At 35.0% G+C, this 12,364-nt stretch carries 14 protein-coding genes and 1 pseudogene; 6 read left to right on the forward strand and 9 right to left on the reverse strand.

The window, feature by feature from the left end; translation table 11 throughout:
- Window positions 1–30: 30 nt before the first annotated feature.
- Window positions 31–513: a glutathione peroxidase gene (bsaA, locus tag SB773_RS22090; RefSeq protein ID WP_131246652.1), complete on the reverse strand. Its 483-nt coding sequence runs from the start codon at window positions 511–513 to the stop codon at window positions 31–33.
- 225 nt (window positions 514–738) lie between these two features.
- On the opposite strand from bsaA, the gene SB773_RS22095 reads away from it, so the two are divergent.
- From SB773_RS22095 to SB773_RS22110, 4 genes are all read left to right on the forward strand, one after another.
- Entirely contained in the window at window positions 739–948 is a 210-nt protein-coding gene (locus SB773_RS22095; RefSeq protein WP_002127081.1) for a DUF3925 family protein, read from the forward strand.
- Between the two features lie 96 nt (window positions 949–1,044).
- On the forward strand, window positions 1,045–2,016 hold the full coding sequence (locus SB773_RS22100; RefSeq protein ID WP_410592105.1) for an MBL fold metallo-hydrolase: 972 nt from the start codon (window positions 1,045–1,047) through the stop codon (window positions 2,014–2,016).
- Window positions 2,017–2,101: 85 nt separating this feature from the next.
- Complete coding sequence (locus SB773_RS22105; protein ID WP_078181557.1) at window positions 2,102–2,536, forward strand: hypothetical protein; 435 nt, start codon at window positions 2,102–2,104, stop codon at window positions 2,534–2,536.
- A gap of 310 nt (window positions 2,537–2,846) precedes the next feature.
- The gene (locus tag SB773_RS22110; protein WP_131246654.1) at window positions 2,847–3,089 is read left to right on the forward strand and encodes a hypothetical protein; all 243 of its coding nucleotides are present in this window, start codon (window positions 2,847–2,849) and stop codon (window positions 3,087–3,089) included.
- Between the two features lie 54 nt (window positions 3,090–3,143).
- On the opposite strand, the gene SB773_RS22115 is transcribed toward SB773_RS22110, so the two are convergent.
- Window positions 3,144–3,824, reverse strand: coding sequence for a DUF3600 domain-containing protein (locus SB773_RS22115; RefSeq protein ID WP_410592108.1), 681 nt, complete (start codon window positions 3,822–3,824; stop codon window positions 3,144–3,146).
- Window positions 3,821–4,400 (reverse strand): annotated as a pseudogene (locus SB773_RS22120) (sigma-70 family RNA polymerase sigma factor). Before SB773_RS22120 ends, SB773_RS22115 begins: the two are co-directional and overlap by 4 nt.
- A gap of 206 nt (window positions 4,401–4,606) precedes the next feature.
- On the opposite strand from SB773_RS22120, the gene SB773_RS22125 reads away from it, so the two are divergent.
- Together SB773_RS22125 and SB773_RS22130 are read left to right on the forward strand one after the other, a co-directional pair.
- Window positions 4,607–5,593, forward strand: coding sequence for a quinone oxidoreductase family protein (locus SB773_RS22125; protein ID WP_410592110.1), 987 nt, complete (start codon window positions 4,607–4,609; stop codon window positions 5,591–5,593).
- Between the two features lie 29 nt (window positions 5,594–5,622).
- Window positions 5,623–6,261: a zinc dependent phospholipase C family protein gene (locus SB773_RS22130; RefSeq protein WP_410592113.1), complete on the forward strand. Its 639-nt coding sequence runs from the start codon at window positions 5,623–5,625 to the stop codon at window positions 6,259–6,261.
- Window positions 6,262–6,305: 44 nt separating this feature from the next.
- On the opposite strand, the gene SB773_RS22135 is transcribed toward SB773_RS22130, so the two are convergent.
- The 6 genes from SB773_RS22135 to SB773_RS22160 all read right to left on the reverse strand — a co-directional run bounded on the left by SB773_RS22135 (window position 6,306) and on the right by SB773_RS22160 (window position 12,053).
- Window positions 6,306–6,689: a VOC family protein gene (locus SB773_RS22135; protein WP_410592115.1), complete on the reverse strand. Its 384-nt coding sequence runs from the start codon at window positions 6,687–6,689 to the stop codon at window positions 6,306–6,308.
- Between the two features lie 70 nt (window positions 6,690–6,759).
- Entirely contained in the window at window positions 6,760–7,554 is a 795-nt protein-coding gene (locus SB773_RS22140) for a sugar phosphate isomerase/epimerase family protein (RefSeq protein ID WP_410592117.1), read from the reverse strand.
- 229 nt (window positions 7,555–7,783) lie between these two features.
- The gene (locus SB773_RS22145) at window positions 7,784–8,953 is read right to left on the reverse strand and encodes a DEAD/DEAH box helicase (RefSeq protein WP_002012513.1); all 1,170 of its coding nucleotides are present in this window, start codon (window positions 8,951–8,953) and stop codon (window positions 7,784–7,786) included.
- Between the two features lie 19 nt (window positions 8,954–8,972).
- Window positions 8,973–9,500, reverse strand: a complete 528-nt coding sequence (locus SB773_RS22150; protein WP_002065080.1) for a hypothetical protein — start codon at window positions 9,498–9,500, stop codon at window positions 8,973–8,975.
- 90 nt (window positions 9,501–9,590) lie between these two features.
- Complete coding sequence (locus tag SB773_RS22155) at window positions 9,591–11,279, reverse strand: formate--tetrahydrofolate ligase (RefSeq protein WP_002031556.1); 1,689 nt, start codon at window positions 11,277–11,279, stop codon at window positions 9,591–9,593.
- 93 nt (window positions 11,280–11,372) lie between these two features.
- Window positions 11,373–12,053: a class I SAM-dependent methyltransferase gene (locus SB773_RS22160; RefSeq protein WP_002085991.1), complete on the reverse strand. Its 681-nt coding sequence runs from the start codon at window positions 12,051–12,053 to the stop codon at window positions 11,373–11,375.
- Window positions 12,054–12,364: the final 311 nt, after the last annotated feature.

Genomic DNA, 12,364 nt, shown 5'->3' on the forward strand with positions numbered 1-12,364 from the left:
TAAACATAATAAAAGATAGCTAACTCCTAATTATTCCCCAAGCACCTTCTCAATCTCAACCTCTAAATCCACCGGCTTCGTCTGCGGCGCAAAACGTCCTACTACTTTCCCGTCTTTTCCGATTAGAAACTTAGTAAAGTTCCATTTTACTGCTTTCATACCGAGTAAACCTGGTGCTTGCTCTGTCATGTATGTATACAGAGGATGAGCTTTATCACCTTTCACATCAACCTTTGCAAACATCGGGAAGTTTACACCGAAGTTCAACTCACAAAAACTAGTAATATCCGCTTCTGTACCTGGTTCTTGTCCTCCGAATTGGTTACAAGGGAAACCGAGTATTTCTAGTCCTTGATCTTTATATTTATCATATACTTCCTGTAACCCTTTATATTGTGGTGTAAATCCACATTTACTAGCTACATTTACAATAAGAAGTGCTTTTCCTTCGTAATCTTTTAACGATTTTTCTTCTCCTGTTATTGTTTTAGCTGAAAAATCATAAACTGTCATTGTTCCTATCCCTCTCTTCACTATCATTCTATGTTTATACTATACTACATTCGTGAATATACAGCTCTTATTACGTACTCACATACCGGAATGATAGCGCTTTATTTTTGTTCGAAAATTCGACACAATATACTAGACTTTTATGATGGAAAGTTTTACAATTAATTTGTGAACAAAATGTGACAGTTTATATTTCCATTATAATAGAAAAGGATGGTGTTCATTATGAAAACTGCACAACATGAAACGATTTCAAATCGCGAGTTTTATTTCGTACTATATATGATGTTATTGTATGTTATTGGCTGGGTAATCGATGTAAATGGTTTATTTTTAAGCTCCTACTTTAATTTAGCAGGAGAAATTATGCTTCCGATCGTTGGCGGCATTGTTGGACTGTTCGTTATGTCTATCAATAAAGAACAAACGAAATAACTACATTACAAAAGGGCAGAAGACGAGCTTTCGTTTTCTGTCTTTTTCTATTTTTAGCGTATAATAGATACATACCGTATATAAGGAGTGGTAAGTATGAAAAAAGTAGAACAACTATCTTCTCATCTATATCTTATTGATGATTATGACTTACAACATGATGAACGCACAGGTACATACGTTTTATTAGGTGACGATATTACTTTAATTGAAACTTGTGCGGCCCCTTCTCTTCCCTATATTTTAGACGGCTTACAGCAATTACATATTAATTTAAATGATGTAAAAAACATTATCGTTACACATGTTCATTTAGATCACGCCGGGGCTGCTGGTTTAATGATGGAAAAATGTCCAAACGCTACTTTATATGTGCATTCTCGCGGTGCTCGTCATATGATTGATCCAACAAAACTAATTCTTGGCGCAAAAGCTGTGTACAAAGAAGATTTTGATAAACTTTTTGATCCAATTCTTCCAATTGAAGAAGAACGTGTTCATATTGTACAAAATGGTGATACATTAAAAATTGAAGAAGACCGTACACTCACATTTTATGATACACCGGGACATGCGAAGCACCATATTAGCATTCACGATTCATTAACAAACGGCATTTTTACTGGCGATACAATAGGAATTTATTATAGAGAACTCGCAGACCTTGATGTAGAACTATATCTACCATCAACGTCTCCTTCACAATTCCAGCCAGATGCGATGATTGCTTCTAAAAATCATATTCAAAGTATGAATGTAGATACTATTTATTTCGGTCATTACGGCGCATCATCCAATGTTACAGAAGTATATAACCAACTTGAACATTGGTTACCTGTTTTCGTTCATACTGGTAAAGAGGTCTTTGAAAAGTATAATGATTTCGATGAGGCTACTAAAGCATTACAAACTTTATTAATGGATAAAATCTCTTCTCATCTTACAAAGTTAAATGTTCCATCCAATCATTCTGTTTATAACATTTTACATCTAGATATAGAAATTAGCGCGATGGGCATTATAGATTATTTCACGAAGCAAGAAAAAGCAAACTCCACTATTAAATAACCGTAAAAGAAGAGATATACAACAGTAGTTATTGTATATCTCTTCTTTTTTTGAATATATTTTGAGTAAAGGATGGTGGAATGTAATGCAAAAAGTGATGCTATATCTCTGCTTCACCTTATTTATCGTCTTATTATTATTTGTCGGAGTGAAAATTCAATTTTATTTAGATACAGACGCGCAGGTGAACTTTAACGTTTATCCAAGATTATTCTACTTTACACTCTTCCCTCTTATAGTTGGCATTTTATTACGATTCCTTCAATCCATTAATCGCGAAACGAGTAAACAAAACTGGCGCTTTCAACCGGATAAATTTATCGCGATTACGTTGCCGACGCTATTCATTTCCTTTTCTCCAGCTCTACTCTTTTCACCAGTTGGTGCATACCTACCTTATTTAGCTAATATTATTCTTATAAATACAACTTTTGTTACGATAATAAGTTTAATAGCTGGCTATTCTCTTTTAGATTGTTTTATACAAAAAGACAAAGAGAATAGTAAGGAATATAACTAAGTGATTTCCCACTTTCACTTTATTAAGCAAATCAAGATAATTCTGCCCTGACATGTATGCAAAAGAACCTAATGTTCAATTTTTAAGTTTTGTTGGTTATGATAGTTTATTTATAAGTGTCATACTCCTTGTAAGAGTTGCTATACATGCGGTAAGGAAATTTAAGTAATAACAAAACGAGTATGAAATCGCATAGATTTTATACTCGTTTTTTATTGTTCATATATTTAATTGGTAATAGGAAATTTATGTTAAACTAAAGAAAGTCGCGCACTAAATCAAAATACATTTCAAACAAGGGAGACTTATTATGAAATTAGGGACTTTCTCGTTTCTAACGTTTATCACAAGTATATGTTCTTTCTTTATTTTAAGAGGACCTAATGCAAATTTAACATTAATTATTGTGCTTCTAAGTATTCTTTCATTACTCGGTATTATTTTTGCGATCGCATCAAAGAATTGGCTATTTAAAATAGTTGGTACGACATTAAATGGAGTCATAATAATATTTGTATATTTCTTATTGCTAGCAAAAGGAATAGGTGGTTAATATATTTACGTTTCAATAAGAAAAGCTCACAGCTTAAGCTATGAGCTTTTTTACTTATCTCACCTTTTCATCTACATACTCCATAAACTGTTCTGCTTTAATAAATCTTTCTTTATACGCTTCAGGTACTTCTTCTACTGTTATCCCACCACTCGATTTCGCTTTTACTAATACAGTTTGATATGACATTAACGCTTCCATATATCGTTCATACTCTTCTGAAGTTAATACTTCTTTACTAGATTTATGGCCATTTAATTTATCAAAATACGGCTGAAGTTCCATTTCTACCTTTTTCATTTCCTCTTTTTTAGCTGGTGATAATTGATCATAATCAATATTACCGTTCGAATCCCCGTACTCAAGCTTTGCATTTGTTAATTTCTTTAGTTCTTTTGTAAACTCTTCATATTCCTTCGCACCCATTTCGTCTTTCGCTTGTGATAACTTTACATTAAAACGCATGTATCCTTCTAATGTTATAGCTCCGGCATGTTTTTTTAAGTTCTCAAAAGATCCGTATATACCATCCGCCATAATAGATTGGTAAGCAAAACCAGTCGTTGGGATTAAAAATGCGGCTGCAAGCACTCCTGCGATAAGGCGCTTCTTCCTTTTACTTCCCCCGCTCTTCATTTTTATTTGAACAATTACTTTTTCTTTTAACTCCGGCGGGGCAATAATCCCCTTCGCTTCTTCTTGTATAGATTCTCTAACTCTACAATCTAAACTCATTTCACATTCCCTACCTCTCCTAAAAAGATTTCTTCTACTTGCTCTTTTTGACGTAGTTTCTTTAATGCCGCATGAATTCTAGACTTCACTGTACCGATTGGAATATGTAATATTTGTGCTACTTCTTCTTGAGAGTAATCGTGTAAGTATCTTAAGATAATAACTTGTTTCAATTTATACGGTAACTTATGAATGAGTTCGATTAATTTTTGATTTGATATTTTACTTACAACATCGCTAGAAAAATCAATTTGTACTGGTTTTCTTTGCTCTTCTGCTTTTTTTACAATTCGTAGTCGCATCCACCTCTTCCTTCTATAAGAATGAATTTGTTTAATCGCAAGTCCAATTAGCCAAGGTCTAAATGGCTTCTCGCTATCATATTTACGAAGCGATTCATATAGCTTGTATGTATATTTCTTGAACGACATCATCTACATCTGCTTTGTCTTCTATTAAAAAATGTGCTGTCTTATATATTTCTTGAATTGTTTTATCATACAATTCGCTATATGCTTCTTTATTGCCTGATAAAGTTAATTGGATTAAATCTGAATACACTGTTTCACCCTTCATGTACCATCCCTCCTTTGTCCTACACTATATATTGGCAAGTAATTGATATTTCGTTCGATTTTTTCAAAAAGTTTTTTATATACATTAATACAATGATCCAATGACTTCATAAGCTTCACTTATAACCTTGCATAACAATTATATAATTTTCCAATTTCTAATAAAGATTTAAAATAATATATATATTCAAATTTAGGAGGATGCATATGAAAGCTATCGTTGTAACTTCGTTCGGTGGTCCTGAAGTGATGAAATATACAGACGTGGAGATGCCGGCTATTTCAGACAATCAAGTTTTAATTCGTGTTGTTGCTACTAGTGTTAATTTCGCCGATATTAAATCACGCTATGGCAAAAAAGGAAACAAAGCATTACCTTTTATTCCAGGTATAGATGTAGCTGGTATTGTAGAACATGTAGGTTCTCAAGTGAAAAATATTCATTCTGGACAACGTGTCATCGCTTTCCCTCAAAACGGATCTTACGCAGAATACGTTGTCGCAAACGAAAATCTTACTTTCGTTTTACCTGATGAAGTCGATTTTCAAGCTGCAGCTGCCTGCCCTATCGTATCTTTTACAAGCTACAATTTACTTGCAAATGTTGCAAGACTACAAAAAGATGAAACAGTTCTAATCCATGCAGCTGCTGGTGGAATTGGTACTACAGCGATTCAACTTGCAAAACTATTAGGCGCTAAAAAAGTTATCGGTACTGTTGGAAGTGAAGCGAAAAGAAAAATCGCTTTTGATGCAGGAGCCGATTATGTTATTTGTCATCAAGATGAAGATTTTGTAGAGAGGGTAAATCAGCTTACAAACGGAGAAGGCGTTAATATTATTTTAGATTCTATTTCTGGTACTGTGTCCGAAAGAAGTTTAGAATGCCTTGCTTATTACGGTCGTCTCGTCCATTTCGGCAATGCTAGCGGAGAAGTTGGTAGTTTTCAAACGAAAGATTTACACGCAAGTTGCCGTTCTATACTCGGTTTCAGCTTTGGCACTACACGGAAAAAACGTCCTGAATTGCTTCAAGAAACTGCGAATCAAGTTTTCCGTTATTTACGCGATGGAAGTTTACAAATTAAAGCTACGAAATCTTTTCCTCTTCAAGATGCAGGGAAAGCACATGAATGGGTCGAAAGTAGACAAAGTACAGGGAAAGTAATACTCCACGTTCAGACAGCTCCCTAAAATGAATACATGAAATAGAGGTGTTATTCATGGGATCACGAATTATGCATATCATTATCGCGAGCGGTATTGCAGAGAAACTATCTATTCAAGATAAAACTTCTTTCTTACTTGGTGGTGTAGCTCCTGATGCTGTTCATTCAAAAAAAGAAAAAGGAACTTCACATTTTTACGCTGGTACAACGAAGAACTATACGAGAAGAATAGATTATGATTCATTTATTCATAAATACGAAGATCATATGGATTCCCCTTATATTTTAGGTTATTATACCCACCTCATTGCCGATGATAATTGGCTAAGCGGCTTTTTTCTACCTTGGCTTAAAAACAGAATAGAAAACGACGAAACTATCGCACCTATGTACTATAACGATTTTAAATTATTGAACGCACAATTGTTGCATCATTACGATAAAGAACAGCAGCTCTTCGCCCTACTTAATCAAGAGGCTAACATTGTGAATATAGAGGAGATTTCTAGAAAGAATGTTTTAGCTTTTCGGCAATATATTTTTGAAGATATGCTATATCCTGAGCAACACTTGCACGAAAACTTACAAGTGTTTTCATTTGATCAAATCGTTGGTTATATTGAGACTGCTATTGAAAAAGGAACATTTTTTATAGAACAACTCGCTAATAAAAAATTCACTTCAAATATTTAATCCCCCTCATTATTTACAAGGGGGATTTTCACATAACAATACAATTATTTTTTCTGTTCCATTACTGCAAAGTAATTCCCTTCACTATCAGCAAAGTTAAACACTTTACCAGAAGGCATAGTTACCATTTCTCCAACAGTAACATTTTTATTTGTTAGCTCTTTATATAATTGATCAAGATTTTCTGAGAAGAACATTAAGGACGGTGTACCAAGATTTAATTCTGGGCTCATGTTCGAAATAACTTCTTTATTATGTAGTATAATACTCGTTTCTGCACCCTTAGTCGGAGCGATTTCAATCCATCTCATTCCTTGCTTGTTATCTTCCTCTGCAATTACATGAAATCCTACTTTTTCCGTCCAAAAATTTACTGCCTCATCTTGATTATTTACGTATAACATAATTTGTCCAACTTTATGGATCATTTGTTTTCCCCCTAATGGTTTTTATATTCTATGTAGGTTTCTACAAGTGCTATTGTTATTCCTTTTGAGTTTATATGTACCTCTTCACAAAATTTATCGACTGATTCATCCCGTCAAGTTCGTTAAAATAATCATTTCTTTCAATCATGTAATAACCGTCGAATCCGATTTCATCTAATGCCTTGAAGAATATATTGAAATCTACTTCACCGTTTCCTGCTGCGACTTCTATATACTTACTTGAACTATCGCTTTTCAATTCTTTACAGTCTTTAATATGCGTTTGTACTATATAATCTTTTAATAGGAATAAACTTTCTATCGGATTTTCATTTACATCACTTATTAAATTCGCTGGGTCAAAGTTAACTGCTAGTCCTTTTGAGTTTATATTTTCTAAAAATCTTTTTAACACTATTGCTTTTTCAGATCCCGTCTCAATAGCAAAGACTTCCCCTAATTTTAATGATAAATCCCCTATCTCATAACAAGCCCTTTGCATCTTTTCATATCGCTCGCTCTTTTCAACATCTGGAATCTTTCCAATGTGAGCCGTTATTATGTTTGCTCCTAATTCTAATCCCTTATCAGCAACACGTTTCAACTGCTCTATTACACTTTCATCTTCCGCCCCTACAATTCCACTTTCTCCAAAACTAATTGCTAATGATGGGACTTTAATCCCATTAAAAGATAAGCTATCCTTTAAAGTAATCCATTCTAACTTTGAAATATTAGCTAAATTGAAATTCTCATTCATAGCATATAGTTGAATATATTCTAAATCCCATTCTCTCGCCTTTCTTATTCCTTCGTTTACTTCAATATGTTTCGTATTTAAAAACATTCCTAATTTCCTAGCCATACATGTACCTTCTTTTTATTATTTCGTATCATGTTAATATTTGACTCTTTTTATGTTACTTCCTTGTACAAACTAAACTAGAAATGCTACACCTTTATCAATATTCCCTGTAGAATCGTTAATATTTTTAAAGTTACGATAGATGAAATTTTAATAGTCGTTAATAAAATTCCATCTATTATTCCACAAAAAAAGACGTAACTACGCATAGTTACGTCTTCCCAATTATTTATCTAGGCTTTTTCTTACCAGTAAAAGCTGGTTTCTTTTTCTTTGGTGCTGGTGGTTTCGATTCTACAAATGTTCCTTTGAACATTTCTTGTTTCGTAAACACGATACCTAATTTTTTCGCAAATTGAAGTAATTTACGCTCTTCTTGTTCTGTTACAAGAGAAACAACTGTTCCTTCTTTACCCATACGTCCAGTACGTCCTGAGCGGTGAATATATTGGTCTACTGTGTCTGGTAACTCTAAGTGGATTACGTGTGTTAAATCATCGATATCTAATCCACGTGCTGCAATATCAGTAGCAAGTAATATTTCTAATTTCCCGCTACGGAACGCGCGCATCGTTACTTCACGCTCTTGTTTGCTTGCCTCTGCATGAAGTGCTGCTGCTTTCATTTTACGGAACTTCAGTTTTTGAGTAATTTCATCTAAACGGAATGGATCATTTAAGAAGGCAACTGCTTTTACATTTCCCATATGCATAACTCTTCTAATATAATCATTTTTTTCACGACGCTCACAAACGATATACGTATGTTCAACTAGGCTCTGTGCCTCTGAACGTGTTACACGTACTAATTGTGGTTCAACTGTCAAATCACGTGCCGCATCTTCTGCAGCTTTTGTTATTGTCGCCGAGCAGAACACTAATTGACGATCGCGCATCGTTGATTTAATTACATCAAGTACAGCACCCATCATCTTTTGTTTTACAATTTGATCAAACTCATCAAATACAATCGTTTTCACTTCATGCATCTTTAATTTTTTCATGCGAATCAACTCTAAAATACGTCCTGGTGAACCGACAATAACTCTCGGATGTTTCTTTAATTTTTCAACTTGGCGCTTAATATCCGCACCACCAATTAAAGACGCACCTGAAATATCCGTTCCTGCTGTAAACTTTTGAACCTCTTCATGAATTTGCATAACAAGTTCACGAGTTGGCGCTAAAATTACAACTTGAGGTTGTTTAACTTCAGGATTAATTTTATGTAAAAGTGGTAATAAGTACGCTAATGTTTTTCCTGTTCCAGTTGGAGATTCAGCAATAACGTCTTGTCCTTCTAAAATAGTTGGAATCGCTTGTTTTTGAATTTCAGTAAATTCTTTAAAACCAGCCTTTTCCCAAGCTTGTTGTAAAAATGGTTGCATATCTTTTATCATTTGTTTTTCTCCTTTATCTCTATTTTTGAAGAAAATGTTGTATTGTTCGCACCGTTTCTATCATGTGTGAAATAACAGCTATTAAATCATCAACATGGTCTTCTGTAATCGATTTTTGAAATAGAACCTCTACCTTATTATGATATGAAATCGCTTGCTTATTATATTCGTATGAAATTTTTTGCGTAATCATTCGCTCTTTTCCCCATATAGAATGCAATAAAGTTTCAATTTCTTCGCATCCTATCTCTGGTTGCTCCATTTCGAACGAGAATTCCAGCTTCATTTCACAACCTGGTATAAACTGAGGTACTTCTAATATTTCACCTGATAAATTCTTTGCATCAACAGATAGTGAAAATGTCGCCTCTACCATCGTTTTAAATGTTTCTGTTAGTTGAAATGAAATACTATACATACGACTTAATGAAGCAAGGTCCATCACATCTTTTCGATCCGTTACGAGAATATCACCGTGTAAATCGAAATCATAGACAGCTCCTTCCACAATTACCTTTAAATTTTCAAAAGCAGTTGGATCAAACATAATTTCCTCCAAAAAACAGGCGCCTTTCGATGGAAAGGCGCCACTTGATGTATATATAGTTTACAGATAAACGAGATGAATTACAACCTTTTAGAATAAACCTACTGCTTTTCCATCTTCATTTACATCCATTTGCAGCGCAGCTGGCTGTTTTGGAAGGCCTGGCATTGTTAACATTGTTCCTGTTAACGCAACGATAAACCCTGCACCGATAGATGGTTTTAATTCACGAATTGTAACGATAAAGTCAGATGGGCGACCTAATTTTGTTGCATCATCTGAAAGAGAGTATTGTGTTTTCGCCATACAAATCGGTAGGTTACTCCAACCTTCTCCCTCATATTGAGCTAATTGCTTACGTGCTTTCGGAGCAAATTCAATATCTTTTGCGCCGTACACTTTTTGAGCAATTGTACGAATTTTTTCTTCTAATGGTAATTCTAATTCATAAAGTGGTGCGTAGTTGTTTTCACCTTTTTCAATTTCTTTTAACACTTTCTCAGCAAGGTCAACTCCGCCTTGGCCACCTTTCTCCCAAACTTCTGTTAAGGATACTGCATAGCCACGCTCATTGCACCATTCTTGTAAGTATGCAACTTCTGCATCTGTATCAGTAATGAATTTGTTAATGGCAATTACGAAAGGAACACCGAAGCTTTGAATTGTTTCAACATGCTTCTGTAAGTTCTCCATACCTTTTGCTAACGCATCTACATTTTCTTCTTTTAATTGATCTCTCGCCACACCACCGTGCATTTTAAGCGCACGAATAGTCGCAACAATAACTACCGCTTCTGGTTTAATACCAGCTGCACGTGCTTTAATATCTAAAAACTTCTCGGCACCTAAATCTGCACCGAATCCAGCTTCTGTAATAACATAATCACCTAATTTTGCTGCCATTGTCGTAGCGATAACGCTGTTACAACCGTGAGCGATATTCGCAAATGGTCCGCCATGAATGATAGCTGGTGTATTTTCTAATGTTTGTACTAAGTTCGGTTTTAATGCATCTTTTAATAGAAGTGTTAACGCTCCTTCTACTCCTAAATCTTTAACTGTTACAGGTTGATTTGAAAAATTATAAGCGACAACAATGCGAGATAGACGTGATTTTAAATCTTGAATATCTGTTGCAAGGCAGAATACGGCCATAATTTCAGATGCTACTGTAATATCAAAACCATCTTCACGTGGTACACCTTGAACCGGTCCACCAAGGCCAATTACTACGTTACGAAGGGCACGATCATTTAAGTCAACACAGCGTTTCCAAACGATTTTACGCGTATCAATTCCAAGTGTGTTTCCTTGTTGGATATGATTATCAATGAACGCCGCTAATGCGTTATTGGCAGTTGTAATCGCATGAATATCTCCAGTAAAGTGAAGGTTAATATCTTCCATTGGTACTACTTGAGAATAACCGCCACCTGCTGCTCCGCCTTTTAATCCCATTGTTGGTCCAAGAGATGGTTCGCGAAGTGCAATTACTGTTTTCTTACCAATTTTATTAAAAGCTTGACCTAAACCAACTGTTACTGTTGATTTACCTTCTCCTGCTGGAGTTGGGTTAATCGCTGTTACTAAAACAACTTTACCGTCTTTCTCATCTTGTAAACGCTTAAAAATATCAAGAGATAACTTGCCTTTATAATGTCCGTATGGCTCTAGTTCTTCTTCTAAAATATTTAAATTAGCTGCAATTTCTTGAATCTTCTTCATACTTGCTTCTTGTGCGATTTCAATATCAGATTTAACTGTTGTAGTAGTTGTCATATACCCTAGTCCCCCTTTAATTGATTCTGATGATATTGTATCAGTTTTTTGTATTTTCTGCACTTATTTACCTCCTAAAACCCTTCAATTTTGTTATACGTTTTTTAACATAAATACCCATAAAAATGTTAACGCTTGTTGTAACTCTGTAGGTAGCTGACCTAACATCTTCTCATTTACTCCGCGCTTATATACGCCGGTACCATCTACAACTTCAAATCCTTGTTCTTTTGCTAACTGTTCAAATTCCCAAGGCATCATCGTATTGCAAACAACGTCTTTGCCATATAGGCGCGGATAACTGTTCTCTCTCGGTTTTGCTGTCGGTCCTAAAATTGCAATACATGCGTATCCATCTTTCTTTAAAACACGCTTTATTTCATTTAATGCTCGCAACGGCTCCTCGGTCCATTCTAAAGAATTAATTGCCATAATTGCTTCAAATTTCTCATTTTCAAATGGTAATGAAGAAAGATCACCTTTTATAAAAGATAAGTTTGGGTCTTCTCCGCGCTCCTTACCCTTTTGAATCATAACTTCCGATAAGTCCACCCCAACCGCTTTGTAGCCAGTAAGACTTAATTTATATGTACCATACCCATCACCACAGCCAACATCTAACACTTGTACTTCCTTTTCCACGTACTGCTCAAAAAATGGAATGATTGTACTCCTGCTCCCGCTATCCCACATTTCTTGACTATTTTGATTCCAAAACTCTGCATTGTTATCCCATTTTTTCTCTGCCGATTCATGCCAATTAAACTTCGCCATACATTCCCCTACCTTCACGTATTATCATTCATTTCATTCTACATCATGTTCCAAAATCCCTGTTTATCTTCATAAGGAGATAAAGTGAAACTTTAATCAGTGGGGGTGTTTGTTCGTCCCCCACTGATTATTATTTGAACCAATCGGGCTTTTACTGGCAGCCCGACTCCCATCTAACTTCTTTGCTCCAGCCGAATTTTGAGGTGGGGGTCTTACTGCACAGCAAATAGCGGGATAAACAGGATAACAACGGAATCTATTTTCTCCAATTTTTGCTTTACTTGGGTTTAACTCATACTCATGTTCTGCTC

Source organism: Bacillus sp. SIMBA_074, assembly GCF_046534555.1.
Classification (GTDB): Bacteria; Bacillota; Bacilli; order Bacillales; family Bacillaceae_G; genus Bacillus_A; species Bacillus_A mycoides.